The sequence below is a fragment of the Microvirga sp. 3-52 genome, assembly GCF_018383585.1.
Classification (GTDB): Bacteria; Pseudomonadota; Alphaproteobacteria; order Rhizobiales; family Beijerinckiaceae; genus Microvirga.
Genome location: NZ_JAHAMK010000021.1, coordinates 22,179 through 48,113, shown reverse-complemented (window position 1 = coordinate 48,113; position 25,935 = coordinate 22,179). Strand labels below are relative to the sequence as shown.

Genomic DNA, 25,935 nt, shown 5'->3' with positions numbered 1-25,935 from the left:
CGATGGTGAATGGACTGGCCCTCATGCCCGAGCAGGACGTTTTGCAAGCCGCATGGATCGTGACGTTCCCCGACCACGAGTCGACCGAGCGCTTCGCGAGGATTCTGGCGGAAGAGCTCAAGCCCGGCGATCTCGTCACGCTCTCGGGCGGTCTCGGCGCCGGCAAGACGACACTTGCCCGCGCCCTGGTGCGGACGCTCGTCGGCGATCCGGAACTCGAGGTCCCGAGCCCCACCTTCACCCTGATGCAGGTCTATGACGGCCCGCGCTGCCCCATCGTCCATGCGGATTTCTACCGTCTCTCCGGCGGCTACGAGCTGGTGGAGCTGGGCTGGGACGAAATGACGGAGAACGCCATCGCGCTCGTCGAGTGGCCTGAACGCGCGGAGGAAGCGCTCAAGCCCGAGCATCTCGACATCCGCCTCGATTTCGCCCCTGGCAGCCAAGGAAAGGGGCGGCTTGCCATGCTCACCGGAACCGGCGCCTTCGCGTCGAGGCTCCAGCGCATGAAGGCCTACCGGAGCCTGGTCGAGCGTCGCGGCTGGGGCGATGCCTCACGCTACCCCATGACGGGTGACGCCTCGGTGATCCGTTCCTACGAGCGCCTCGTGAAGCCCTCCGGCGAAACCGCGCTCCTGATGATCTCCCCGCCACGTCCCGTCGGACCTGCCGTGCGGCGCGGCAAGCCCTACACGACCATCGCGAAGCTCGCCGAGACGGTCCATGCTTTTGTCGCCATGGACAAGGGCCTGCGGGCGCTCGGCTTCAGCGCGCCGTACATCTACGGCGAGGACCTGGAGGCAGGCCTGCTCCTCATCGAGGATCTCGGCTCCGAGCCCTTCACCGACGCCAAAGGCCCTGTCCCTGAGCGCTATGCGGAGGCGACGCGGCTGCTGGCGCAGCTCCATGGCCAGACCCTGCCGCAGATCTTGCCGGTGGCCGAGGGCATCGATCATCCGATCCCGCCTTACGATCTCGAGGCGCTCCTGATCGAGGTGGAGCTTCTGCTCGACTGGTACGTGCCGCACATCATCGGCACGCAGCTCTCGGGCTCCGCGCGGGCCGAGTTCGTCAATCTATGGACTGAGACTCTGGGCGAGATTCTCTCTACCCCGGCCTCCTGGACCCTGCGCGACTATCACTCGCCCAACCTGATCTGGCTCCCCGAGCGCGAAGGCCTGCAGCGGGTGGGCATGATCGATTTCCAGGATGCGGTGCTGGGCTCGCCGGCCTATGACGTCGCATCCCTGCTGCAGGATGCGCGCGTGACCGTGCCGCCGGAGCTCGAACTGAAGCTCATTGGCCTTTATGCCCGCGAGCGGAAGGCCGCCGATCCTGCCTTCGACGTCTCGGGCTTCGCCCGGGCCTACGCCATTATGGCAGGCCAGCGCGCCACCAAGATTCTCGGCATCTTCGCCCGCCTCGACCGGCGCGACGGCAAGCCCCAATACCTCAAGCATCTGCCGCGGATCGAAGCCTACCTCATCCGCAATCTCGCGCATCCGGCCTTGGGAAAACTCAAGGGCTGGTACGAAAACTATCTTCCGAGGCTCATCCCGCATGTGGATGAGCTCCCTCCCGAATCCTGAGCCATCTCCTTGTCCCAGACCTCCTCGCGCACGCCGCATAAAGCCATCGTCCTCGCTGCAGGCTTGGGCAAGCGCATGCTGCCGATCACGGCCTCTATGCCGAAGCCCCTCGTGAAGGTGGCAGGCCAGAGCCTCGTCGACTTCGCCCTCGACAGGCTGCACGAGGCGGGCATCGGGACCGTGGTGGTGAACGTGCACCACTTCGCCGACATGCTCGAAGAGCATCTGCGCACCCGCACCCTGCCCCGCATCGTCATCTCGGACGAGCGCGACGCGCTGCTGGAGACAGGCGGCGGCGTGAAGAAGGCATTGCCGCTTTTAGGGAGCGAGCCGTTCATCACCTTCAATTCCGATTCGCTCTGGATCGAGGGAAAAGAGCCGAATCTGAAGCGCCTCGTAGGGGCCTGGGACCCGGAGCGGATGGATATCCTGATGCTCGTGGCTCCGTTATCCACAAGCATTGGATTCGAAGGCCGCGGCGATTTTCACATGGAGGAAAGCGGCCGTCTTCGCCGCCGCGGAACCGATGACAGCGCTCCTTTTGCCTATGCGGGGGTCGCCATCGTGAAGCCGGAACTCGTTCACGGGACGCCGGACGGAGCGTTCTCGGCCAATGCCTTCTACGACCGTGCCATCGCCAAGGAGCGCCTCTACGGCTTGTGCATGGAGGGGCAATGGCTGCATGTTGGGGAGCCTCAGGCGATCGCCGAGGCCGAAAGGTGCCTTGCCGCCAGCAAGCGATGAGGTTTCGTGGTGTCGAGTATGACCTGGAAAAGTGGGAACCGGCTTTCCGACCAGGTCATGCATGATTCAAAGACCTTGCCGCACGTCTTCTCAATCCCTCCGGGCTGCGCGTTCCTGCCGACCCTGGTGGATGCGCTGCTCGACGGCCGACTGGTCGGCCCCCTGCCTGGCGATCCCGCCGCCCTTGCCGACATCACCATCTATGTTCCCAACCGCCGCGCCACCCGCGCACTGATCACGCTGCTCGCCGAGCGTGGTGCAGGCAAGGCGCAGCTCCTGCCGCGCATCGTGCCCTTGGGCGAAACCGACGAGGCCGAGTTCGAGCTGACAGGCTTGGAGGGAACGCCGCTGCAGGACGCCGCGAGCCTCAAGCCGCCGATCCCGCCCCTGGAGCGGCGCCTCATCCTGACGCGCCTCGTGCAGCGCTGGTCGGCGGAAGTGGATCGCGCGCTGCTGCAGCTCGGCCCCGAGGTGCCCTTCATGGTGCCGGCCTCGCCCGCCGATGCGGTGAACCTCGCGGGCGACCTGGAGACCCTGATGGATGCCTTCACCACGGAAGGCATCGACTGGCATGCCCTTGAGCTGGCGGTGGATTCCGATTACTCGAAATATTTCGAGATCACCCGCCACTTCGTGCAGATCGCGAGCGAGAACTGGCCCGAAATCCTCGCCGAGCGCCAGGCGAGCGATCCCGCGCAGCGACGCAATGCCTTGCTCGAAGCCGAAGCCCGGCGCCTCACCCGCGAGCGGCCGGAGCATCCCATCATCGTCGCGGGCTCCACCGGCTCCGTGCCCGCCACCGCGAACCTCATGGGCGTCATCGCGCACCTTCCCAAGGGCGCCATCGTGCTGCCCGGCCTCGACATGGAACTCGACGAGGAGAGCTGGTCCACCATCGGGGGCATCGGCGATGAAGAGACCGATCCGGCGCATGGACACCCTCAGGCCTCGCTCCGTCGCCTCCTGGACAAGCATCTGCGCATGCCGCGCTCCGACGTCATCGCTCTCGGCGAAGTGCCGAAAGCTGCGAAAGCCCGCAACCATCTACTCTCCGAAGCCCTGCGCCCGGCGGAGACCACGGATCGCTGGTCTCTGATCGCGCCCGAGGATCGCACCGCGTTGAGCCGCAGCGGCTGCGAGGGGCTCGCCATCATCGAGGCGATGGACGAGCGCGAAGAGGCTCTCGCCATCGCGATCTCCTTACGCGAAACCATCGCCCATCCGAACAAGACCGCGGCCCTTGTCACGCCGGATCGCGCGCTGGCCGCGCGCGTGACGGCGGAGCTCGCACGGTGGGGTTTGAGCGTCGAGGATTCTGCCGGCATACCCTTGTCCGATACACCGGCCGGACGTCTCGCCCGCCTCGCTGCTGAAGCGGCAGCCGACGATTTGAGACCCGTGCGCCTTCTGGCCCTGCTCGCACATCCGATGGTGCGACTTGGCCTGCCGCGCGAGAAGGTCGAACATGCGGCGAGCGTGCTCGAGATCGGCGTGCTGCGCGGGCCTGCTCCCGCGCTCGGCATCGAGGGCATGCGCGCCGCGCTCGCCAGTCGCCGCGCCGGGAACGATCATCGCACGCCGCGTCCGCGCAAGCGCCTGACGGAGGCCGAGTGGGACCTCGCCGATGAATTGCTGCGGCGCCTCGGCGTTGCCTTCGACACCTTCACGCCTGCCGCCCATGGGGAGGGCAAGCTGGATCTCATGTCTCTGGTGGAGGATCACCGCCGGGCCGTGGAAGCCCTGTGGTCGGCAGCGGACGATGAGGAGATCGAGGATACGGATTCATCCCGCGAGGCGCTCGCCGCGCTCTTCGATGATCTGGAGCATTCCGATATCCGCGCGGAGGAAGGCCATCCGCTCCGAGGCCGCTTCGTCGATTATCCGACCTTCTTCACGGCGCTCGCCCGGCAGCGGTCCTTGAGCCCCTCGCCCCGCACCACGCATCGCCGTCTGAAGATCCTGGGCCTTCTCGAAGCGCGCCTTCTCTCCGTCGACCGCGTGGTGCTCGGCGGATTGGACGAGGGCACATGGCCGCCGCGCGCGGTGACAGATGCATTCCTCAACCGGCCCATGCGCACGCGCGTCGGCCTGATGCCGCCGGAGCGGCGCATCGGCCAGACGGCGCACGATTTCGTGCAGGCACTGGGTACCCACGACGTGGTGATCACCCGCGCGCACAAGCGCGACGGCTCACCCATGGTGCCCTCGCGCTTCTTGCAGCGCCTCAAGGCCTTCACCGGCAAGGATGTGTGGGAGCGGATGACGAAGGCCGGCGATTATTACCGCCGCCTCGCGCGCACCCTCGACACGCCGGAGCCGGCGCCGTCGCTGCCCCGCCCGCGGCCGAAACCCAATCCGGCTCTCTTCCCGCGCAGTCTGAGCGTCACCGAGATCGAGACGCTGGTGCGCGATCCGTATTCGATCTTCGCGCGCCATATCCTCAAGCTCGACGCGCTCGATGCGATTGCGGTCACGCCGAGTGCGGCGGATCGTGGCACGATCATCCACGATGTGCTCGGGCAATTCGCCGAGCAATATCCGAAGGCGCTGCCGGCCCATGCGCAGGAGATCCTGCTCGCGCTCGGGACCGATGCCTTTGCCGACATCGCCGAGGCCTATCCCGAGCTCTATGCCGAATGGTGGCCGCGTTTCACGCGGCTTGCCACAGAATTCGTGGTGTGGGAGCAGAACCGCCGCCCCGATCTCGTCGAGGTCTACGCGGAACGCTCCGGACGGTTGTCGATCCCGCTCCCCGACGGCACGATCTTCAACTTGCGCGCCCGTGCCGACCGCATCGAGCACCGCCGTAGCGGCGGCTTTGCCATCATCGACTTCAAGACGGGCCAACCGCCCGGCGTGCGCGAGGTCTATGCCGGCTTCTCGCCGCAGCTGACGTTGGAAGCCATGATGCTGATGAAGGGCGCCTTCAAGGGCCTTCCCATGGCGAAGGGGACGCCGGACCTGATCTACATCCACACCACCGGTGGACGCGAGCCGATCAAGCCGCGAGAGATCGGGCCGACGGGCAAGGAAGCGCGTTCTGTTTCGGACATGGTCGAAGAGCATCGCCGCCGGTTCGAGGGCATGATCGTGCGCTACGCCAAGGGCGAAGCGGCTTACGTCTCGCGGCCCTTCCCGAAATATGCGCGCCGCTTCTCCGAATACGATCATCTGGCGCGGGTGAAGGAATGGTCCCTGGCGAGTGCGGGCGGCGAGGGTTCCGAATGAGCACAGATCTGGTCATTCCGGAATATACCAAGGACGCGCAGCGCCGGGCGGCCAACCCGCGCGCTTCCGCGTGGGTGTCCGCCAACGCCGGCGCCGGCAAGACCAAGGTCCTGACGGATCGCGTGGTGCGTCTTCTGCTCGCGGGTTCGCTGCCGGGCCGCATCCTGTGCCTGACCTTCACCAAGGCGGCGGCCGCTAATATGGCGATTCGTGTTTTCGAGCGTCTCGGCCGCTGGGTGACCCTCGACGAGGAGAGCCTCGTTGCGGAACTGACGGAGTTGGAGGGCGAGAAGCCGACACGCCGCCAATTGAAGCTCGCGCGCACGCTCTTCGCCCGCGCGGTGGAAACGCCGGGCGGTCTCAAGATCGACACCATCCACGCCTTCTGCGAGCGGCTTCTGCACCTCGTGCCGTTCGAGGCCAACGTGCCGGCGCGCTTCGCCGTGCTCGACGAAAGCCAGACCGACGAGATGCTGGCGCAGGCGACATCCAATGTGATGGCTGATGCGGCGAGCGGCAACTTTCCGGAACTGGCCGAGGCCCTCGACATCATCAGCGTCGATGCAGTAGGCGATGCGCTCGCCTCCGCGATCAACGCGGCTCTGAAATGCAAGGCCTTCCTGCACGATTCGACAGGTCCTGCGCGGCTTCGCCAGGAACTCGGCCTAGCGCCGGACGATACTCTCGAGTCCATCGAGACCAAGATGCTGGAAGGCGGCATCGGGCCCGATCAATGGCCTGCCATCGCACAGGAACTGCTCGGCGGAAAGGCCACCGACCAGGAGCGCGCTGCATCCTTCATCGCAGCTGCCGAAGCCCAGGATCCGGACGAGAAGCTCAAGCATTACCTGTCGGTCTTCCTGAAGGAATCCGATTGGACGCCACGGGCGGAATCGCGCCTCGTGACGAAGTCCGTTGATCCTGCCTTGAAGGAACGGCTGCTCACCGAGCAGGACCGCATCTGGCGCCTCATCGACAGGCGCAAGGCCGCGCGCGCCGCCGAGCGCACGCAGGCATTGTTCACGCTTGCGGCTGAAATTCACACCCGCGTCGAGCAGGCGAAGATGCGCCTCGGCGCGCTCGACTTCCAGGACCTCATCGACAAGACGCTCGCGCTGCTCTCGCGCGGCGACACGGCCTGGGTGCTCTACAAGCTCGATCGCGGCATCGATCATGTGCTCATCGACGAGGCGCAGGACACCAATCCCGAGCAATGGGAGATCCTGCGCAAGATCACCGAGGATTTCACCGCCGGAGCGGGGGCGGCGGGCGGGCGGGTGCGCACGCTCTTTGCCGTGGGCGATCCGAAGCAGTCGATCTACGGCTTTCAAGGAGCCGCGCCGCAGGAATTCGAGACGACGCGTCGAAGCTGGTCGCAGAAGGTCAAGCAAGCGGAACTCCATTTCGAGGACGTGTCGCTCACCATGTCGTTCCGCTCGGCCAAGGCGGTGCTCTCGGCGGTGGACGCCACCTTCGCGGTCGACCGGCACTTCAAGGGCCTCTCCTTCGAGGACAAGGCGGTCGGCACCGTGCATGAAAGCGCGCGTCCCCATGCACCGGGTCTCGTAGAGATGTGGCCGCTCGAGACGCCCGCTCAAGAAGAAGAGCCAGAGGCCTGGGTGCTGCCCATCGACGAACCCGAGCAGCAATCTCCCCCCGTCGTCGTCGCGCGGCGCATCGCACAAGCCGTGAAGTGCTGGACCACCAAGGGCGACGAGATGGGCCGCGTCTGGACGGCGGGCGATGTGCTCGTGCTGGTGCGAAAGCGCGGGGCGGCTTTCGAGGCGGTGATCCGCGCCCTGAAGGAGGCGGGCGTGCCGGTGGCCGGTGCGGACCGGCTCAACATCGGCGAGCACATCGCCGTGCTCGATCTCGTCGCCGCGGGACGTGCGGCGCTTCTCCCGGACGATGATCTCACCCTCGCAATCGCCCTGAAGTCACCGCTCGTCGGCCTCACCGACGACGATCTCATCCGCATCGCCGCCGACCGCTTCGACGAAGAATCGCTCCACGCCGCCATGGCGCGCCATGCGGAAGCAGGTGACGCGAAGGCGAAGCGCGGATGCGAGGCGCTCGCCGCATGGCGCGCGCTCGCGCGCATCCACGGCCCCTTCGGATTCTTCGCCACCCTGCTCGGTCCGTGCGGCGGACGCTCGCTGCTCGTGGCGCGGTTGGGCAGCGAAGCGGGCGATGCCATCGATGCTTTCCTGTGCTTCGCGCACCAGTCCGAGATGACGGAGACGCCCTCGCTCACTGTCTTCCTCAACCGGTTCGAATCCGCCTCGCACACCATCAAGCGCGACCTCGATTCCGTGAACAACGAAGTGCGCGTCATGACCGTGCACGGGGCGAAGGGCCTCGAAGCCCCCATCGTGGTGCTCATCGATGGCTGCGAGGTATTGGGGCGCGATCCGCCGCTCCTGCAATTGCAGACGGCGGGCGGCGACAGGATCCCCGTCTGGTCGCCGGGCAAGAATTTCGATTCGAGCGTGATGGCGCAGGCGCGCGACCTCCTGCACGCCAAGGGCTACGAGGAGCACAACCGGCTGCTCTACGTTGCCATGACCCGCGCCAAGGACCGGCTGGTGATCGCGCCCTACCGGATGACCGGCAACGAGACCCGGCAGGAAGCTTGGTGCGAGATGATCCGCCATGGGCTCGTCGCCAAAGCGGGAGGCCTGGAACTCGACGAGGCGCCCTATGGCCCGATCTCCGTCTGGCGCGACGGCTCACCGCTCGCGCGCACGCTCGCGGCCGAGTCCGATGTCCACCCGCTCGATCCCATCGCCGTGCCGGAGTGGCTGACGAGGGCGGCCTTGGCGGAGCCCGAGCCCCTGCCCCCGATCCGCCCCTCCAGCGCCCTGGGCGCCGCCGACCGCATGACGCGTCCCGGAGACGGCCCCTATGCGCCAGAGGCACGGTTGCGCGGCACCCTGGTCCATGCCCTGCTGGAACGTCTGCCGAGCCTGTCGCCGGAACACCGGGAGAGTATGGCACGCTCCTACATCAAGGCCCGCGCGCCTCGCCTTGCCTCCGACTTGCGGGAATCGATCCTAGCCAGCGCCCTCGACGTCCTCGACCATCCCGACCTGAAGCTCCTGTTCGGCGAGGGCTCGCGGGCGGAGGCGCCCATCGCCGGGCGTGTTCTGACCGCTGAGGGCGAGATCATGGTCTCGGGCCAGATCGATCGGCTGGCCGTTCTCGACGGCGACGTGCTGGTGGCCGATTTCAAGACGACCGCACGTCCGCCCAGGCCCGGGCAGCCGCCGCCGCAATCCTATGTGGCGCAGCTTGCCCTCTACCGGACGCTGCTGGCCGAGATCTATCCGGACAGGCGCATCCGCACCTTCCTGATCTGGACCTCCGGACCCGTGATCCACGAACTCCTGGAACCCGACCTGGAATCGGCGCTTGCCCTCATCAAAGCAGCGTGAGGGAAAGCGCGCTTGCTTGATTCCCTCGGTCCGGGTTCTTACCTTGGCCTCATAGCCGAGCGGCTCGGGATGAGTCGCGTTCAAAGTCAAAGGTGATGGTATGGCGACCGTAAAGGTGACCGACACAAGCTTCGCGCAGGACGTCCTGCAATCCTCCGAGCCCGTCGTGGTCGATTTCTGGGCCGAGTGGTGCGGTCCCTGCCGCATGATCGGCCCGGCTCTGGAAGAGATTTCCGACGAGATGGCCGGCAAGGTGAAGATCGCCAAGCTCAACGTGGACGAGAACCCGCAGATCTCCTCCCAGCTCGGCATCCGGTCGATCCCGGCGCTCATGATGTTCAAGGACGGCAAGGTCGTCGCCCAGAAGGTCGGTGCCGCTCCCAAGGGCGAGCTGTCCCGCTGGATCCAGGCTTCGGCCTAAGTCCGTTCAAGTTTTCGAAGAGATGAGAAGGGGCCGAGAGGCCCCTTTTCTTTTGCGGGGATCCTCCCCGGCCTGCACAGCGGAACCCGGGATCGCCAGACGAAAATGCGGGAACCCCATGGCCATCCAGATCATGGAAGGCACAGCGCTTCAATCCATCATCACCGGCACAAGGCCGATGATGATGATGGGATAGCTATTCCGGCAATGTCCCGTTCGCCGCCAGCACCTCGCCGGCCAGATACAGCGAGCCGCAGATCAGTACGCGGGGTGGGCGGTCCCAGACATAGTTGTGGAGCGAAGCGAGCGCCGATTCGACGCTTGCGGCGGTCGAGGTGGTCAGGCCGACGCTTGCTGCGATGGAAGCCACCTCTTCGGCGGGGCGAGCCCCGATCTGGCCCGAGATCGGCACTGCGATCACCTCTCGCGCGAGGCCCGAGAAATTCTTGAAGAAGGCCTGAGAATCCTTCGTGCCCAGCATGCCCGCGATGAGCACGAGGGGCGCATCCGAGCGTTCGCTCTGGTCGGCCATGGCGGCGGCGAGAACCCGGCCGCCATCCTGGTTGTGGCCGCCGTCGAGCCAAAGCTCGCAGCCCTGCGGGGCGATCTCGGGCAGGCGGCCCCGGTTGAGGCGCTGGAGGCGACCCGGCCATTCGGCGCGGGTGAGGCCCGCCTCGAAAGCCGAGGTCTCGAACTGCTCGAAGCCGGCCGCGCGCAAGGCCGCGATAGCCGTGCCGGCATTGGTGAACTGATGCCGCCCGATGAGCTTGGGACGCGGCAGGTCGAGGAGACCCTTCTCGTCCTGATAGACGAGGCGGCCTCCCTCCTCATGCACGGAGAAATCCTGCTGGCCGACGAGGAGCGGGGTAGCGCCGATACGCTCCGCCTCGCCGAACAGGGTCTGATCGGCCTCCCTGTAATCCTGCGGGGCGATGACGGCGGGGCAGCCGCGCTTGAAGATGCCCGCCTTCTCCTTGGCGATGGCCTGCAGGGTCGTGCCGAGATATTCCGCGTGGTCGTGGCCGATGGGCGTGACGACGGCGGCGGCCGGCCTGTCGATGACGTTGGTGGCGTCGAAGCGGCCGCCGAGGCCCACCTCGAGCAGGAGCACGTCGGCAGGTTCCTCGGAGAAGATCAGCAGAGCCGCCGCGGTCGTGATCTCGAACACGGTGATGGGCTCGCCGGCATTCACCGCTTCGCAGCGCCGGAAGGCCTCGACGAGCCTCTCCTCGCTCACATAGCGCCCGCCCCCGAACTTGCCCAACCGGATGCGCTCGTGGAAGCGCACCAGATGGGGCGAGGTATAGACGTGGACGGCGAGCCCTGCGCTTTCCAGGATCGCCCGCATGAAGGCGATGGTCGAGCCCTTGCCATTGGTGCCGGCCACATGGATCACCGGCGGCAGGCGGCGCTCCGGATGGCCGAGCTGGCCCAGCAGGCGCTGGATGCGCCCGAGCGAGAGATCGATGGTCTTCGGGTGCAGGGCGAGAAAGCGCGCGATCAGCGCATCGGAGGATTCCATCGCCCTGCTCCAAGCATGATCTGAAAAAGTGGGAACCGGTTTTTCAGCAAGATCATGCGACAACAAAAGTTACTCGGCGGCAACCGCAACGGCCGTCGTCTCCGGCGCGGAAATCGGCGCCTTGGTGAAGAGGCGGGACAGGCGCGCGACGGTCGGCTTGAGGTCGTGCCGATGCACGACCGCGTCCACCATGCCGTGCTCCTTCAGGTATTCGGCGCGCTGGAAGCCATCGGGCAGCTTCTCGCGGATGGTCTGCTCGATCACCCGCGGGCCGGCAAAGCCGATGAGCGCCCCCGGCTCGGCTAGGTGCACGTCGCCGAGCATGGCATAGGACGCCGTCACGCCGCCTGTGGTCGGGTTGGTGAGCACGACGATGTAGGGAAGCTTGGCATCGCGCAGGCGGCGGATCGCCACGGTGGTCCGGGGCATCTGCATGAGGGAGAGGATTCCCTCCTGCATGCGTGCGCCGCCGGAGCCGGCGAAAAGCACGAAGGGCGTCTTCTTGTCGAGCGCCGTCTCGGCGCCCTTGATGAAGGCCTCGCCTGCGGCCATGCCGAGGGATCCGCCCATGAAGCCGAAATCCTGCACTGCAATGGTCATCGGCAGATCCTCGACCCGCCCGAAACCGACCTTGAACGCGTCCTGCTGGCCGGTCTTGGTGCGGGCGTCCTTCAAGCGGTCGATATAACGCTTTTCATCGCGGAACTTGAGCGGATCGACCGGCACTTCCGGCACGGCCACGTCGAGCCAGGTGGCGCCGTCGAACATGAGCTGCAGGCGCTGGGTGGCGGAGATGCGCATGTGGTGGTTGGAACCGGGGATCACCCACTGGTTCGCCTCCACGTCCTTGTGGAACACCACTTGCCCCGTCTCCGGGCACTTGATCCAGAGATTGTCCGGCGTCTCGCGCTTGAAGAGCGTCTTGATCTTCGGACGGACGACTTCGGAAATCCAGTTCATTGCTTATCCCTCTCTGTCAGCACCCGGAAAGCCTCATCCTGAGGAGGTGCGTGGCACCGTCTCGAAGGATCAGGGCATCTCCAGGGCTCTCTGGACCCTCCTTCGAGACGCAGCCTTAAGGCTGCTCCTCGGGATGAGGGGCCTGGCTCTATGTATTAGGCCGCAGCGCGTTTTGCCACCGAGCGCACGCCGTCGCTCAATTCCTTCACCAGCTTCGTGACCGCCTCAATGGTGCCTGCCGTAGCGCGATCCTCAGCATCGAGAGTGTTTTTCAGCGCATCGATGAGGGCCGAACCCACCACCACGCCGTCGGCCCCCTCGGCCACCGCCGCCGCATGAGCGCCGCTCTTGACGCCGAAGCCCACCACCACGGGCAGGGGCGTGTGGCGCTTAATCCGCTCCACGGCCGTGGCGACCTTGCCGAAATCCGGCGTCGCGGCGCCGGTGATGCCGGTGATCGAGACGTAATAGACGAAGCCCGCCGTGTTCGCCAGGACGGCCGGCAGGCGCCTGTCGTCCGTGGTCGGCGTGGCCAGCCGGATGAAGGCAAGACCCGCCTTGAGGGCCGGCAGGCACAGCTCGTCATCCTCTTCCGGCGGCAGATCGACCACGATCAGGCCGTCGACGCCGGCCTCCTTGGCATCCGCGAGGAAGCGATCGACGCCGTAGACGAAGATGGGATTGAAATAGCCCATGAGGATCACGGGCGTGTCCGCATCCTCGGCCCGGAAGCGGCGGATGAGGTCGAGGGTCCTGACCGTATCCTGGCCCACCTTCAGGGCCCGCAGGCCCGCCGCCTGGATCGCCGGCCCGTCGGCCATGGGATCGGTGAAGGGCAGTCCGAACTCGACGATGTCGGCCCCGGCCTTGGGCAGGCTCTTGAGGATCTGGAGCGAGGTCTCGGGATCCGGATCACCGGCCATCACATAGGTGACGAGAGCGGCGCGGCCTTCCGCGCGGCATTGTTCGAAACGGGCTTCGATGCGCTTTGTCATGGGCGGGTCTTTAGCATGCTCTTTTGCGGATGTGGACAAGGATCTCGCATTTCCCCGGGGTCGTCTGTAATGGTGTTTGAGCCTGCCTGGAGGCCATGTTGGCGCTCCTTCCTGACGCAAGATCTCAAGGGACCGCCTTGTGGCTAGAACCGCTCAGATGACCAGGATGCGCGCACCCTATCTCAAGCAGATATGGCTTGATGATGGTCGCATTCCGGATCGATCGATCTATCCCTTCTGCCTCCCGATATTCAGCCGGAGCGAGTTCTCGCTTGAGTTCGACAGCCCCATCACCATCGTCGTCGGCGAGAACGGCATAGGGAAATCGACCATTCTGGAGGGAATCGCCGCCTTGGCCGGCTACGATGAGGCCGGCGGCGGAAAAGGCTATAGGCCCGTCGATCATTCCCGAGCCCTGGAGGCCATGGGCGGGGACCTGGGCAAGGCTCTACGGGCAAGCTGGCTACCGAAAGTCACGCAAGGCTGGTTCTTCAGGGCCGAGAGCTTCTTCTCCGTCTCCCGCTATCTCGATCAGGCGGCAATGGATGCAGGAGCGGCTGCGCCGGATTTCCTCTCTCATTCCCATGGGGAGGGCTTTCTGCGCTTCTTCGAGGAACGCTGCAGAAACCAGGGGCTCTACATCTTCGATGAGCCCGAATCCGCCTTGTCGCCGTCGCGCCAGGTAGAGTTCCTTAAGCTGTTACGGCGCATGGACGATTCGGGATTCTGTCAGGTGATCATGGCGACGCACTCGCCCATCCTGATGGCCTGTCCGGGCGCAAGACTGCTCGGGCTTTCGAAATATGGATTGGAGCCGATCAAGCTGGAGCAGACGCAGCACTTCCGTCTGCTGCGAGAGTTCTGCCTCGACCCCGAGCTTTTCATCCAGATGATGCTGGACGGGTGAGAGACCCTGCGTTCACGGCCCTCCCATGGCCCCCAGCCTCAGACGATCTGGTTGCCCAGATGCTCGGCGATCTGGAACAGATCCTTGTCGCCGCGGCCGCTGATATTGACCACCATCAGGTGATCCTTGGGCTTTTGCGGCGCCAGTTCCATGACCTTGGCGAGGGCATGGCTCGGCTCGAGCGCCGGCAGGATGCCCTCGAGGCGCGAGCAGAGCTGGAAGGCGTCCAGCGCCTCCTGATCGGTGGCGGAGAGGTAGGTCACGCGGCCTATCTCGTGCAGCCAGGCATGCTCCGGGCCGATGCCGGGATAATCGAGGCCGGCGGAGATGGAATGGGCGTCCTGGATCTGCCCGTCAGGGTCCATGAGCAGATAGGTGCGGTTGCCGTGCAGCACGCCCGGGCGGCCGCCCGAAAGCGACGCCGCGTGCAGCTTGTCGAGGCCGTGGCCGGCCGCTTCCACGCCGTAGATCTCGATGTCCTTGTCGTCGAGGAACGGGTGGAACAACCCGATGGCGTTGGAGCCGCCGCCGATGCAGGCGACGAGCGAATCCGGCAGGCGGCCTTCCGCCTCCATCATCTGCTCGCGGGTCTCGGTGCCGATCACGCACTGGAAGTCGCGCACCATGGCGGGATAGGGATGCGGGCCCGCCACCGTGCCGATGCAGTAGAAGGTGTCGGACACGTTGGTGACCCAGTCCCGCAGGGCCTCGTTCATGGCGTCCTTGAGCGTCCGGGTGCCGGACTGCACCGGCACCACCTTGGCGCCGAGCATGTTCATGCGGAACACGTTGGGCTTCTGACGCTCCACGTCGACGGCGCCCATATAGACCACGCAGTCGAGGCCGAAGCGCGCGCAGAGCGTCGCCGTGGCGACGCCGTGCTGGCCCGCGCCGGTCTCGGCGATGATGCGCTTCTTGCCCATGCGGCGGGCGAGAAGGATCTGGCCCAGCACGTTGTTCACCTTGTGGGCGCCGGTGTGGTTCAGCTCTTCGCGCTTGAAGTAGATCTTTGCTCCACCGAGATGTTCGGTCATGCGCTCGGCGAAATAAAGCGGGCTCGGACGGCCGATATAATGCGTGGAGAAATACGCCATGTCGGCATGGAAGGCCGGATCGTTCCTCGCCTCCTCGTAGGCCTTCTCCAGCTCGAGGATGTTCGGCATCAGGGTCTCGGCGACGAAGCGGCCGCCGAACTGGCCGAAATGCCCGCGTTCGTCGGGGCCGGTGCGGAAGGAATTGGGTTGGGCTTGAGCTGACACGGCCTGTCCTGCCTTGAAGATCTTAAGGCACGCCCGGGAGAGGACGCGCCGTCTTGGTCCAGAGCTGTTTCCACTGGCGTGGAATCATCTCTCTTCTTTGGTTTTCCGCATTTTTTGGCGACGAACCGGAGCCACTTCGCCGAAAAATGCTCTAGTGATGGGCAGCAGCGAATGCTGTCCGGGCGGCCCTGATGAAAGCCTCGATCCTGGCCGGATCCTTGAGACCCGGGCCGCTTTCCACCCCGGACGACACGTCGACGGCCTGCGGCTTCGTGAGCCGGATCGCCTCCGCCACGTTGTCGGGGGTGAGGCCTCCTGACAGCATGAAGAAAAGCCTGGGGTCAAGCCCGTTCAGGAGCCGCCAGTCGAAGGCGATGCCGTTGCCGCCCGGCAGGGCATCCGGCGTGCGGGGCGGCTTGGCATCGAGAAGGATGTGGTCGACGCCGTCGACATAGGGGCGGAGCGCCTGCAGATCCGAGGCTTGCGCGACGCCGAGGGCCTTCATGACCGGCCGTTTGACCATGGAGCGGATCTGAGCCACGCGCTCGGGGCTTTCGCTTCCATGCAGCTGAATCAGGTCAGGGTTGATCGCCTCGATGGCCTGCGCGATCGCCTCGTCCTCCGGATCGACCAGCAGTACCACGCGCTGGGCGCGGGCCTTGGCCTGCAGGGAGAGGCGGTGACCGAGATCGAGGCTGACATGCCGGGGGCTTTTGGGAAAGCGCACGAAGCCGACCATGTCCGCGCCTGCACCCAGGGCCACATCGAGGGTTTCGGGCGTGGAGAGCCCGCAGATTTTTATCAAACTATCCATAAGGGCTATTTTACTACGCTTTTGCCAGCGAGCGCCATACCAGCATCGCCGCAGCCAGATCCTCCAGCGCCGCACCGACCGATTTGAAGGTGGTGATGGCCGCGGGATCACGGCGGGGCGGGGCTTGGCACAGATCCGTCAGGGTGCCGAGGACATGGCTCTCGGCGATCGCGCCGCTCTGGAGAGACACGGCCACGTCGCCGCCTTCCGACTTGGCGGCAGGCGTGTCGATATAGACCTGTGCCCGGCGCAGGGCATCGTCATCGGCTTCGCGCATCCTGAGATTGAACGCGCCGACGAGATCGAGATGCACGCCCGCCTTCAGCCAGGCTCCCCTGACGATAGGGGTGTTCGACAGGGTGGCGCAGGAGACGAGATCGGCCTCGTGCACGGCCGCCTCCAGGTCTGCCACCGCCGTGACGGGCAGGCCCTCGGCCCGCAACCCGGCGGCGAGATTCTCGGCCTTCTCTAGGTTGTGGTTCCAGAGCGCCACCTCGCGGATCGGACGCTGGCTCATATGGGCGCGAATCAGGAAAGGCGCCAGGGAGCCTGCCCCGACCATGACCATGCGGCTCGCATCCTCGCGGGCGAGATGGCGCGCGGCGAGCGCCGAGGCGGCGGCGGTGCGCCAGACCGTGAGGCGGGTTCCATCCAGAACCGCCACGGGCGAGCCCGTGACGCCGTCCATCAGCAGATAGGAGCCCATCACGCTGGGCAGGCTTTTGGCGCCGTTCTCCGGAAACACGGAGACGATCTTCACGCCGATGAAACCGTCCTGCATGGCAGGGCCGGTCCAGGACGGCATGAGCAGGAGCGTGCCATGGGCGCCGGAACGCTCGATCTCATGGTGATGGCGGACCGGCGTGACCATGTCGCCGCGAAAGGCCTCGGCCAGGGCGCCGATCAGGGCCGGAAACGTGAGAACCCGATCGATCTCGGCAGAGGTCACGACGCGCATGGGAGGGTCTCTTTTGAGGGGCGCATCGCCTATTGCGGAAAACCGGAGCCACGTTTCCGCACGATGCGCTAGAACCTGGAGCTTGAAGAGGACGGAACGGTGGCCGGCAGGGTGGTGGCCGGGGCGCCCTGCGACTTGAGGCGCTCGGTCTCGTAGCGCAGCTGCCGCGTCTCGCGCCTCAGACGGCGGCGGGACTTCCGGTTCTTTCCTTGCGCAAGCCAGCTCGCCACGCCGCCGATCACCACACCGAGCATGACGGCGGCGAAGATCACGGCGAAGAGGGGCAGCTGAGCGGCGAATTCCGGCGCATCCTGCGAGAACGGATCCAGCGACAGGGTCACCGGGGCGCGGTTCGCGACAGCGAGCAGAACGACCAGGATGGCAACCGGCAGGAGAATGAGCGCCTTCAGAAAGCGAATCACGAACACCTCTCAAGAATGACTTCAAGGATCACTGAGCAGCCGCGGCCTTGAGCACCTTCGGGGCCGGAGCGTTGAGCCGCTGACGCATTTCCTTGCCCGTCTTGAAGACGGGAACGACCTTTTCGGAGATGGAAACGGATGCACCCGTGCGCGGGTTGCGGCCCGTGCGGGCATCCCGCTTCTTCACCGAGAACGCGCCGAAGCCGCGCAACTCGACCCGATCGCCCCTGGCGAGAGCGTCGGCGATGGTGTCGAGGATCGCGTTCACGATCTTCTCCACGTCGCGCTGGTAGAGATGCGGGTTCTGCTCGGCGATCTTGAGCACCAGTTCGGATTTGATCATGGAGTGGCTATATCTTTGACGTTGCTTTATTTTTCCAAAGGTTGCCAGACAGCCAGGAGGCCGTCAAGCTGCGCCATCTGCCCATGAGCCGATGTCCTGCGCAGCGCCTCGGCGACACGCTCGAAGCCGAAGAGGTCGGCCACGGTGGCGCTCATGGCGAAGATGGAAAGATCCCGGTCGCTGCTCGGCTTCCAATCGCGAATCGGCAGGTCCTTGGCCACGCCCTTGTTCTGCTCGAGCCAGGCGACCGCATCGCGCTCGCCGCCGATCCTGTCGACGAGCTTCATGGGCACGCCCTGACGGCCGCTGAAAACCTGACCGGTGGAGGCGGCGGCCAGCTCGCCCTCGTTGAGGCGCCGGCGGTCGCGCACCAGGGCCTTGAACCAGTCGTAGGTGTCGTTGACCACCGCCTGCATGGCGGCACGGGCTTCCGGCGACGTCGGCTTGAAGGGACTCGGCTCCGCCTTGAGCGGCGAGGACTTCACCTCCTCCAGCTTCACGCCGACCTGACCCATGAGTCCGGACAGGTCGGGATACTGGAACAGCACGCCGATGGAGCCCACGAGCGAGGTCTCGCGGGCCACGATGTAATCGGTGGCAATCGCCGTGATGTAGCCGCCCGAAGCGGCCGTTCCGTCGACGAAGGTGACGACGGGCTTCTTCTCCGCGAGCCGCCGGATGTTGCGGTAGAGCTCCTCTGAGCCCGTTGTGGTGCCGCCGGGGCTGTTGATGGAAATCACCACGCCGGAGACCGCGCTCGAATCGCCCACGCGCTGCATCAGGTCGGCGAGGCGCTGGTTGCCGGTGATCACGCCGTCGACGGATATGCGCGCGATCTGGCTCTGGATCGCACCATACCCCGCCCGGTCCGCGGCGGCGTAGCCGAGGGCGGCAACGGCCGCGATGAGGCCTGAAAATCCCGCAACGCGCCAGAAGGAGAGCTTGCGGCGCAGGCGGCGGCGGTCGGCGATGGCTTCGGCATCGATGGACATCGATTGGTCTCTTGCTGGTTCCAAATCGGATGAGAAGGGCTGCACCCTAGAGCATCGGACCGGAAAGTGGAAACCACTTTTGGGATCCGTCCGGCGCTCGATTCCTGAAGTAGCGCATCGTCTTGAGCGGAAAACCGGGCGCGCTCTTCCGCTCAAGACGATGCGAGGGCAGATAGGGCGGCAAGCCCGCCGGCCAACAAAAAACCCGCGCGATGGCTCGCACGGGTTCCCGAAATAAAAATCCCCGGGCTTAAAGCCCGGGGATCATCAGGTTCTCGTCGAACCCGATTACTTCTTGTCCTTGGCCTTCAGGGCGGCGCCGAGGATGTCGCCGAGCGACGCACCCGAATCGGCCGAGCCGTACTGAGCCATGGCTTCCTTCTCCTCAGCGACCTCGAGGGCCTTGATGGAGACGGTGACGCGACGGGCCTTGCGGTCGAACTGCGTGACGCGGGCATCGAGCTTCTCGCCGGCGGCGAAGCGCTCGGGGCGCTGGTCGGCGCGGTCACGAGCGAGCTCGTTGCGCTTGATGAAGGTGGAGAGGTCGGTGTCGACGATCTTCACTTCCAGGCCGCCGTCCTTCACCTCGAGAACCTCGCAGGTGACGATCTGGCCCTTCTTGATCTCGCCGGCTTCGGCGAAGGGATCGCCCGCAAGCTGCTTGATGCCGAGCGAGATGCGCTCCTTCTCGACGTCCACGTCGAGAACCTGAGCACGGACGATGTCGCCCTTCTTGAAGTCGTCGATGACCTGCTCGCCCGGACGGTTCCAGTCGAGGTCCGAGAGGTGGACCATGCCGTCGACGTCGTTCTCGAGACCGATGAACAGACCGAACTCGGTCTTGTTCTTGACCTCGCCTTCGACTTCGGAGCCGACAGGGTGCTTCTCGGCGAAAGCCTCCCACGGGTTCTGAAGCGTCTGCTTCAGGCCCAGCGAGATGCGGCGCTTCACCTGATCGACCTCGAGGATCACGACCTCAACCTCCTGCGAGGTGGAGATGATCTTGCCCGGATGGACGTTCTTCTTCGTCCAGGACATCTCGGAGACGTGGATCAGGCCCTCGATGCCGGGCTCGAGCTCGACGAACGCACCGTAATCGGTGATGTTCGTGACGCGGCCCTTGAGCTTCGCCTGAACTGGGTAGCGGGCGGCGATGCCCTCCCACGGATCGGCCAGGAGCTGCTTGATGCCCAGCGAGATGCGGTGCGTCTCGTGGTTGATCTTGATGATCTTCACCTTCACCGTCTGGCCGATGGTTACGACCTCGGACGGATGGTTCACGCGACGCCATGCCATGTCGGTGACGTGCAGCAGGCCGTCGATGCCGCCGAGATCAACGAACGCACCGTACTCGGTGATGTTCTTGACCACGCCGTCGATGACCTGACCCTCTTCGAGGTTGGCCACGAGTTCGGAGCGCTGCTCGGCGCGGCTCTCTTCGAGAACCGTGCGGCGCGACACGACGATGTTGCCGCGGCGGCGGTCCATCTTGAGGATCTGGAACGGCTGAGCCACGCCCATGAGCGGGGTGACGTCGCGGACCGGGCGGATGTCGACCTGCGAGCGGGGCAGGAACGCCACGGCGCCGTCGAGGTCGACCGTGTAGCCGCCCTTCACCTGGTTGAAGATCGTGCCGTTGACGCGCTCGCCGGCCTCGAAGGCCTTCTCGAGCTTCACCCACGACTCTTCGCGGCGGGCCTTGTCACGGGAGATGACGGCCTCGCCCAGCGCATTCTCGATGCGCTCGACATAGACCTCGACCTCGTCACCGACGACGACCGTCTGGTCGCGGTTCGGGCCGGCAAATTCTTTCAGGGCGACGCGACCTTCGGTCTTGGCGCCGATATCGATGACCGCGACGTCCTTTTCGATCGCGACCACCTTGCCCTTCACGACCGAGCCTTCGCTGATCTCGTTCGTGCGGAAGGATTCTTCGAGCAGGGCCGCGAAATCTTCACGGCTCGGCTGTTGCAAAGCTGCAGACATAGGTTCTCCTGAATGGCCCTCGTTTAAAGGGGCAACGCCGGCGGCTCGTGTTAACGGGCCGTTTCCAGCCGCCGCTGCCTGAGGACGCCCCTTTTAGGGCCATGTCCAGGGCATGCTGCTCTTCCGAGCAGGCCGGCGTATCATCGACGGATGGAAACGCTTGTACCGACAAGACTTTTCGGGACGCCACAAGGGCGCGGAACACGCACCCTACGCTTAATAAACCGTCAATGTCTTGTCGGATGGGGGTTCTTTTATCCCATGTGGCCCCGGATCACAAGGCTTTCAAGCCATTCGGCCGGGGCCCGCACCGCCTCAACCCGGGGCTGCACCCTGGGTGTTGACATAGACCGCGTAGAGCGACTGGCTGGCCGCCATGAACAGACGGTTCCGCTTGGGTCCTCCGAAGCAGATGTTACCGCAGACCTCCGGCAGGCGGATGCGGCCCATGAGCTTGCCTTCTGGGGTCCATACGGTCACGCCGCTGTAGCCAACGGCCCGGCCGGCATTGCTCGAGGCCCAGAGGTTGCCGTCCACGTCGCAGCGCAGACCGTCGGGGCCGCATTTCACCCCGTCGATCATGCAGTCGGAAAACAGCCGCCGATTCGAAAGCCTGTTGTCGGTGCCGACATCGAAGACGTGAATGTCTCCCTTGCCGCCGGGACCTGTGTCGCCCGGGCCCTTGCCCGTGCTCGCCACATAGAGCCTCTTGTAGTCCGGCGAGAAGCACAGCCCGTTGGGGTCGGGAACCTGGTCCTCCGTCACCACGAGGTCGATGCGGCCGCTCGGATCGACACGGTAGCAGTTCGTCGGCAGCTCCCGTCGCGCGCTGCCGATGCCGGCAGGCTGGCCGAGCCTGGGATTGAGCCGCCCGCCCGCATTGCTCGGCCCGCCCTGAACATCCGGCGCGCCTTCGTAGAGCTGGCCGCCATAGGGCGGGTCCGTGAACCAGTAGCTGCCATCGGGATGGGCCACCACGTCATTGGGCGAGTTGAGGCGTTTCCCCTCGAAGGATTCGGCGAGAACCGTGACCGATCCGTCGAGTTCGTACCGGACGACCCGTCGGGTCAGATGTTCGCAGGAGAGCTGCCGGCCCTGGAAGTCGAAGGTGTTGCCGTTGCTGTTGTTGGACGGCATGCGGAACTCGGTCACGCGGCCGTCGTCCTCGAGCCAGCGCATCTGCCGGTTGTTCGGAATGTCGCTCCAGACGAGATAGCGCCCCTGGGCGTTCCAGGCCGGCCCCTCGGACCAGAGCGCTCCCGTCCAGAGACGGGTGATGGCGCTGTTCGGCTGGGCATACTGGTTGAAGAGCGGGTCGACCGTAATGACGTCCGGATCCGTGAAATAGGTCGTGGGAGCGCCGCCTGGGCCGAAATCGCGCGGAGGATTCGTTACCGTGCTGGGAGGCTGGGCGGGAGTCTGGGCCCATGCGGCGCCGGATCCGGCCACGACGGCTCCGGCCCCCATGGCCTTGATGAGACTACGTCTTGATAGGCTGTCACGTTGTTCGGCCGGCGAACGTCTCTGCGGGCTCATGGCCACCTCCCTGTTTCGGCGCCTTTGAGACCCGCTGGTCGGTGGACCGCGAGTCTCTCAGATTGGATCAGAATCCCACTCCCCAGCGTAGCTTGAACTGTTCTTTCGAGGAATTCAGTCAAGGGCCGACTCGTAAGAGTTAGGTTTCCCGTCGCCGCGCATGCCGGTTGCAGGGACTCGCAGCCATCAACTATTCACCCCCCTTTTCCGGAAAAGCGGGGGTGAAAAGGATGGATCGACGTCAGGTGGCCGGCCCTCAATCCTCGTGAATGAGGCTGTGCTCGCGGGTATCCTTCATCCGGAGATAGACGATGAGAGATAGTCCGATCATGCCGGTCACGTACCAGAAGAAGCCGTATTCGATGCCGGCCTGCTTGAACCAGAGCGCCGCGTATTCGGCGGTGCCGCCGAAGACCGTGTTGGCGATGGCGTAGGGCAAGGCGACGCCGAGCGCCCGGATATGGGCCGGGAACATCTCCGCCTTCACCACCGCGTTGATCGAGGTGTAGCCGGTGACGATCACGAGCGCCGCGAGGCAGAGTGCGAAGGCCACATAGGGATCCTTCGTGCCAGCGAGGGTCGAGAAGATCAGATAGGTGAACAGGACGCCCAAGATACCGAAGCCCACCATCAGCGGCTTGCGGCCGATCTTGTCCGACAGAGCACCCGCGACCGGCTGCAGCAGCATGAAGATGAACAGGGCCGCGGCCGTGATCTGGCTCGCCGACTCGCGGGAAAAGCCCGAGGTGTTGACCAGGAACTTCTGCAGGTAGGTGGTGTAGGCATAGAAGGCGAGCGTGCCGCCGGCGGTGAGCGCGATGACCGTGAAGGCCTCGCGCGGATACTTGGTGAAGAGCGCAAGGCCGCTGGACCGCGGTGCCGCCGCGCCCTGGGCGTTCTTGTAGGATTCCGTCTCGGCGAGGCCGCGGCGGAGATAGAACACGATCACCGCGAGCACGCCGCCGATGGCGAACGGGATGCGCCAGCCCCAGGCCTCGAGATTCTGCTCGGACATGGCCTGTTGCAGGATCAGCAGCACGGCGAGCGCGATCAGCTGACCCGAGATCAGCGTCACGTACTGGAAGCTGGAGAAGAAACCGCGGCGGTTTTTTCCCGCCATCTCGCTCAGGTAGGTCGCGCTGGCACCGTATTCGCCGCCGACGCTGATGCCCTGGATCAGGCGCGCCAGAACCAGGATGATCGGAGCGAACACGCCGATGCTGTCGTAGCCCGGCGTGACGGCAATCATCAGCGAGCCCGTGCACATCAGGGTCACCGAGAGGGTGAGGCCTGCCTTGCGGCCCTTGCGGTCGGCATAGATGCCCATGATCCAGGCCCCAATGGGGCGCATGAGGAAGCCGACCGCGAAGACGGCCGCCGCGTTCAGGAGCTGGGCGGTCTGATCGCCCTTGGGAAAGAAGATGGGTGCGAAATAGAGCGTGAAGGCGGAATAGACATACCAATCGTACCACTCGACCATGTTGCCGGCCGATCCGCCGAGGATCGACTTGAGACGGCCTTTCTGGTCAGCGACACTGTTTTTCATCAACATCATGCGACTCGTTTTCCAACGTGGGCATGCGCTCCGAACGAGAGAGCGCATGGCTTTAGGGAGAGGATGGAAGGATTGTCGGGGGCGGCAGTGATTGGCGTCTCACGGCGGCCTTATCGAATTGGCCCCCGACATAGTGCCGGCGCGACTTCGGGTCAAACCGGCCAGTCCGAGCGCCTAGCCTGGGCGACGGCCCAGTCGAGGGCCTGTTCGAGCCGGTCGTTGCCCCAGAACATCTCCTCGTCCTCGGTGAAGAAGGTCGGCGCGCCGAAGATGCCCCGCGGCTGGACCTCCTCGCCCATCCGGCGCAGGCGCATCTTGTTGGCGTCCGTCTGCGCCTCGGCCAGGATGGCCTCGGCCTCGAGCCCGAGCTTCGTCAGAATGTCGGTCAGCACCGCCGGATCGGCGATGTCGCGGCATTCGCCGAACTCGGCCGTGTAGACGGCGCGGGTGAAGGCGGGGGTCCAGCCGGGCTCGATGCCGAGCAGCGCGACCCGCGCGGCCATGAGTCCGTTCTGGGGAAAGGTCTTGGGGCGGTAGAAGGGCAGCCCGAACCGGGCGGCCTCACGCTCCATGTCCCGCCACATGTAGCGCCCCTTGTCCGGATAGAGGGCAAAAGGCGAAGTCTCCAGGCCTTGCGCCTTGAAGACCGGCCCCAGCAGGAAAGGCCGCCAGAGAACCATCACCCCGGCCTCCACCGCGGCCTTCTCGATGCGCATGGCGGCGAGATAGGAATAGGTGGAGGCGAATTCGTACCAGAATTCGAGATGCGGCTGACGGATCATGAGCGTCTCTCGTGCCGGCCCTTCTGGCAGCAAGGCTACTGCCTCGTGCAAGCCGGCTTCATACTCCCGCTCATGGCCTATCGCATTCCACCAAGTTATGGCAGGCCTCAGCTTTCCGGTCAGGAATGCGAAGGAAGCATACCTTTCGATCCGACCGAAAGTGGCTTCCCCTTTTAGGTCCGATGTTTTAAGTCGCGAGCACCCTTATCACTCTGGAATCCCCTGCTATGGCTTCGACGCGCGTGAACAAGGTCGTGCTCGCCTATTCCGGCGGCCTCGACACCTCCATCATCCTCAAGTGGCTGCAGACCACCTATGGCTGCGAGGTGGTGACCTTCACCGCCGACCTCGGCCAGGGCGAGGAACTGGAGCCGGCGCGCAAGAAGGCCGAGCTTCTGGGCATCAAGCCGGAGAACATCTTCATCGAGGACCTGCGCGACGAGTTCGTGCGCGACTACGTGTTCCCGATGTTCCGCGCCAACGCGCAATACGAGGGCCTTTACCTGCTGGGCACCTCGATCGCCCGGCCGCTGATCGCCAAGAAGCAGATCGAGATCGCCGAGAAGGTCGGGGCCGACGCGGTCGCCCACGGGGCGACCGGCAAGGGCAACGATCAGGTGCGCTTCGAGCTCGGCTATTACGCGCTGAAGCCCGACGTGACCGTGATCGCCCCCTGGCGCGAATGGGACCTGCGCTCCCGCGAGCAGCTCATCGCCTTCGCCGAGCAGAACCAGATCCCCATCGCCAAGGACAAGCGCGGCGAGGCCCCGTTCTCCGTCGACGCCAACCTCCTGCACGCCTCCTCCGAGGGCAAGGTGCTGGAGGATCCGGCCATGGAAGTGCCGGATTACGTCTATTCGCGCACCGACGGTCCCGAAGCCGCCCCCGACAAGCCGACGGTGATCACCATCACGTTCGAGAAGGGCGACCCGGTCGCCATCGACGGCCAGAAGATGGGTCCGGCCGACCTGCTGGCCAAGCTCAACGAGCTCGGCAAGATCAATGGCATCGGCCGCCTCGACCTCGTCGAGAACCGCTTCGTCGGCATGAAGAGCCGCGGCATGTACGAGACCCCCGGCGGCACGATTCTTCACCTCGCCCATCGCGGCATCGAGTCGATCACCCTCGATCGCGGCGCGGCGCACCTGAAGGACGAGCTGATGCCGAAATATGCCGAGCTCATCTACAACGGCTTCTGGTTCTCGCCGGAGCGCGAGATGCTCCAGGTTCTGATCGACAAGTCACAGGAATTCGTCACCGGCGAAGTGACGCTCAAGCTCTACAAGGGCGGCGTCCACCTCATCGGCCGGACGAGCCCCTACTCCCTCTACGACCAGGATCTCGTCACCTTCGAGGAAGGCGCTGTCGCCTACGATCACCGCGACGCCGCCGGCTTCATCAAGCTCAACGCCCTGCGGTTGCGGACATTGGCTCAGCGCAAGAAGAAGCTGGGGCTGTAAGACTGGAAGAGAGAAAGACCACGTCATG

20 protein-coding genes are annotated in these 25,935 nt (G+C 65.2%); 7 read left to right on the top strand and 13 right to left on the bottom strand.

Features of this window, described 5'->3' with window-relative positions; genetic code table 11:
* The first annotated feature begins 2 nt into the window (after window positions 1-2).
* From tsaE to trxA, 5 genes are all read left to right on the top strand, one after another.
* Window positions 3-1,589, top strand: coding sequence for a tRNA (adenosine(37)-N6)-threonylcarbamoyltransferase complex ATPase subunit type 1 TsaE (gene tsaE / locus KHP60_RS16275; RefSeq protein ID WP_213565374.1), 1,587 nt, complete (start codon window positions 3-5; stop codon window positions 1,587-1,589).
* A gap of 9 nt (window positions 1,590-1,598) precedes the next feature.
* Window positions 1,599-2,333, top strand: coding sequence for a nucleotidyltransferase family protein (locus KHP60_RS16270; RefSeq protein ID WP_213565373.1), 735 nt, complete (start codon window positions 1,599-1,601; stop codon window positions 2,331-2,333).
* A 57-nt stretch (window positions 2,334-2,390) separates the two neighbouring features.
* On the top strand, window positions 2,391-5,561 hold the full coding sequence (gene addB / locus KHP60_RS16265; protein ID WP_213565372.1) for a double-strand break repair protein AddB: 3,171 nt from the start codon (window positions 2,391-2,393) through the stop codon (window positions 5,559-5,561).
* The gene (gene addA, locus KHP60_RS16260; protein ID WP_213565371.1) at window positions 5,558-8,995 is read left to right on the top strand and encodes a double-strand break repair helicase AddA; all 3,438 of its coding nucleotides are present in this window, start codon (window positions 5,558-5,560) and stop codon (window positions 8,993-8,995) included. Before addB ends, addA begins: the two co-directional genes overlap by 4 nt.
* A gap of 100 nt (window positions 8,996-9,095) precedes the next feature.
* The gene (gene trxA / locus KHP60_RS16255; RefSeq protein WP_213565370.1) at window positions 9,096-9,416 is read left to right on the top strand and encodes a thioredoxin; all 321 of its coding nucleotides are present in this window, start codon (window positions 9,096-9,098) and stop codon (window positions 9,414-9,416) included.
* Between the two features lie 196 nt (window positions 9,417-9,612).
* Here the strand turns inward: trxA and KHP60_RS16250 are convergent, their stop codons facing one another.
* The 3 genes from KHP60_RS16250 to trpA all read right to left on the bottom strand — a co-directional run bounded on the left by KHP60_RS16250 (window position 9,613) and on the right by trpA (window position 12,893).
* Window positions 9,613-10,938 carry a folylpolyglutamate synthase/dihydrofolate synthase family protein gene (locus KHP60_RS16250; RefSeq protein WP_213565369.1) on the bottom strand — a complete coding sequence of 442 codons (1,326 nt, stop codon included), beginning with the start codon at window positions 10,936-10,938 and terminating at the stop codon, window positions 9,613-9,615.
* 69 nt (window positions 10,939-11,007) lie between these two features.
* Window positions 11,008-11,898 carry an acetyl-CoA carboxylase, carboxyltransferase subunit beta gene (accD, locus tag KHP60_RS16245; protein WP_213565368.1) on the bottom strand — a complete coding sequence of 297 codons (891 nt, stop codon included), beginning with the start codon at window positions 11,896-11,898 and terminating at the stop codon, window positions 11,008-11,010.
* A 155-nt stretch (window positions 11,899-12,053) separates the two neighbouring features.
* Window positions 12,054-12,893 (bottom strand): tryptophan synthase subunit alpha, encoded by an 840-nt coding sequence (trpA, locus tag KHP60_RS16240; RefSeq protein WP_213565367.1) that lies wholly within the window; start codon window positions 12,891-12,893, stop codon window positions 12,054-12,056.
* Window positions 12,894-13,050: 157 nt separating this feature from the next.
* Between trpA and KHP60_RS16235 the strand changes: the two genes are divergently transcribed.
* Window positions 13,051-13,800, top strand: coding sequence for an AAA family ATPase (locus KHP60_RS16235; RefSeq protein WP_249688845.1), 750 nt, complete (start codon window positions 13,051-13,053; stop codon window positions 13,798-13,800).
* A 38-nt stretch (window positions 13,801-13,838) separates the two neighbouring features.
* Here the strand turns inward: KHP60_RS16235 and trpB are convergent, their stop codons facing one another.
* From trpB to KHP60_RS16185, 10 genes are all read right to left on the bottom strand, one after another.
* Window positions 13,839-15,059, bottom strand: a complete 1,221-nt coding sequence (gene trpB, locus KHP60_RS16230; RefSeq protein ID WP_213565365.1) for a tryptophan synthase subunit beta — start codon at window positions 15,057-15,059, stop codon at window positions 13,839-13,841.
* 151 nt (window positions 15,060-15,210) lie between these two features.
* Complete coding sequence (locus KHP60_RS16225) at window positions 15,211-15,873, bottom strand: phosphoribosylanthranilate isomerase (protein ID WP_213565364.1); 663 nt, start codon at window positions 15,871-15,873, stop codon at window positions 15,211-15,213.
* A gap of 13 nt (window positions 15,874-15,886) precedes the next feature.
* Window positions 15,887-16,831 (bottom strand): ornithine cyclodeaminase family protein, encoded by a 945-nt coding sequence (locus KHP60_RS16220; protein ID WP_213565363.1) that lies wholly within the window; start codon window positions 16,829-16,831, stop codon window positions 15,887-15,889.
* A 68-nt stretch (window positions 16,832-16,899) separates the two neighbouring features.
* A complete protein-coding gene (locus KHP60_RS16215; RefSeq protein ID WP_213565362.1) occupies window positions 16,900-17,253 on the bottom strand; it encodes a lipopolysaccharide assembly protein LapA domain-containing protein in 354 nt (117 codons plus the stop codon).
* 28 nt (window positions 17,254-17,281) lie between these two features.
* On the bottom strand, window positions 17,282-17,596 hold the full coding sequence (gene ihfB, locus KHP60_RS16210) for an integration host factor subunit beta (RefSeq protein ID WP_152709482.1): 315 nt from the start codon (window positions 17,594-17,596) through the stop codon (window positions 17,282-17,284).
* Between the two features lie 26 nt (window positions 17,597-17,622).
* Window positions 17,623-18,588 (bottom strand): signal peptide peptidase SppA, encoded by a 966-nt coding sequence (gene sppA / locus KHP60_RS16205; protein ID WP_213565361.1) that lies wholly within the window; start codon window positions 18,586-18,588, stop codon window positions 17,623-17,625.
* A 288-nt stretch (window positions 18,589-18,876) separates the two neighbouring features.
* On the bottom strand, window positions 18,877-20,574 hold the full coding sequence (gene rpsA, locus KHP60_RS16200; protein WP_213565360.1) for a 30S ribosomal protein S1: 1,698 nt from the start codon (window positions 20,572-20,574) through the stop codon (window positions 18,877-18,879).
* 315 nt (window positions 20,575-20,889) lie between these two features.
* Window positions 20,890-22,110 (bottom strand): SMP-30/gluconolactonase/LRE family protein, encoded by a 1,221-nt coding sequence (locus KHP60_RS16195; RefSeq protein WP_213565359.1) that lies wholly within the window; start codon window positions 22,108-22,110, stop codon window positions 20,890-20,892.
* A 256-nt stretch (window positions 22,111-22,366) separates the two neighbouring features.
* Window positions 22,367-23,662 carry an MFS transporter gene (locus KHP60_RS16190; protein ID WP_213565411.1) on the bottom strand — a complete coding sequence of 432 codons (1,296 nt, stop codon included), beginning with the start codon at window positions 23,660-23,662 and terminating at the stop codon, window positions 22,367-22,369.
* A gap of 155 nt (window positions 23,663-23,817) precedes the next feature.
* Window positions 23,818-24,447, bottom strand: coding sequence for a 2-hydroxychromene-2-carboxylate isomerase (locus tag KHP60_RS16185; protein ID WP_213565358.1), 630 nt, complete (start codon window positions 24,445-24,447; stop codon window positions 23,818-23,820).
* Window positions 24,448-24,674: 227 nt separating this feature from the next.
* On the opposite strand from KHP60_RS16185, the gene KHP60_RS16180 reads away from it, so the two are divergent.
* Window positions 24,675-25,907 carry an argininosuccinate synthase gene (locus KHP60_RS16180; RefSeq protein WP_213565357.1) on the top strand — a complete coding sequence of 411 codons (1,233 nt, stop codon included), beginning with the start codon at window positions 24,675-24,677 and terminating at the stop codon, window positions 25,905-25,907.
* Window positions 25,908-25,935: the final 28 nt, after the last annotated feature.

Coding starts and splice junctions, on each gene's coding strand:
- tsaE (WP_213565374.1), top strand. CDS start 3: ATGGTGAATGGACTGGCCCTCATGCCCGAGCAGGACGTTTTGCAAGCC.
- addB (WP_213565372.1), top strand. CDS start 2,391: ATGCATGATTCAAAGACCTTGCCGCACGTCTTCTCAATCCCTCCGGGC.
- addA (WP_213565371.1), top strand. CDS start 5,558: ATGAGCACAGATCTGGTCATTCCGGAATATACCAAGGACGCGCAGCGC.
- trxA (WP_213565370.1), top strand. CDS start 9,096: ATGGCGACCGTAAAGGTGACCGACACAAGCTTCGCGCAGGACGTCCTG.
- KHP60_RS16250 (WP_213565369.1), bottom strand. CDS start 10,938: ATGGAATCCTCCGATGCGCTGATCGCGCGCTTTCTCGCCCTGCACCCG.
- accD (WP_213565368.1), bottom strand. CDS start 11,898: ATGAACTGGATTTCCGAAGTCGTCCGTCCGAAGATCAAGACGCTCTTC.
- trpA (WP_213565367.1), bottom strand. CDS start 12,893: ATGACAAAGCGCATCGAAGCCCGTTTCGAACAATGCCGCGCGGAAGGC.
- KHP60_RS16235 (WP_249688845.1), top strand. CDS start 13,051: ATGACCAGGATGCGCGCACCCTATCTCAAGCAGATATGGCTTGATGAT.
- KHP60_RS16225 (WP_213565364.1), bottom strand. CDS start 15,873: ATGGATAGTTTGATAAAAATCTGCGGGCTCTCCACGCCCGAAACCCTC.
- KHP60_RS16220 (WP_213565363.1), bottom strand. CDS start 16,831: ATGCGCGTCGTGACCTCTGCCGAGATCGATCGGGTTCTCACGTTTCCG.
- ihfB (WP_152709482.1), bottom strand. CDS start 17,596: ATGATCAAATCCGAACTGGTGCTCAAGATCGCCGAGCAGAACCCGCAT.
- sppA (WP_213565361.1), bottom strand. CDS start 18,588: ATGTCCATCGATGCCGAAGCCATCGCCGACCGCCGCCGCCTGCGCCGC.
- rpsA (WP_213565360.1), bottom strand. CDS start 20,574: ATGTCTGCAGCTTTGCAACAGCCGAGCCGTGAAGATTTCGCGGCCCTG.
- KHP60_RS16195 (WP_213565359.1), bottom strand. CDS start 22,110: ATGAGCCCGCAGAGACGTTCGCCGGCCGAACAACGTGACAGCCTATCA.
- KHP60_RS16190 (WP_213565411.1), bottom strand. CDS start 23,662: ATGTTGATGAAAAACAGTGTCGCTGACCAGAAAGGCCGTCTCAAGTCG.
- KHP60_RS16185 (WP_213565358.1), bottom strand. CDS start 24,447: ATGATCCGTCAGCCGCATCTCGAATTCTGGTACGAATTCGCCTCCACC.
- KHP60_RS16180 (WP_213565357.1), top strand. CDS start 24,675: ATGGCTTCGACGCGCGTGAACAAGGTCGTGCTCGCCTATTCCGGCGGC.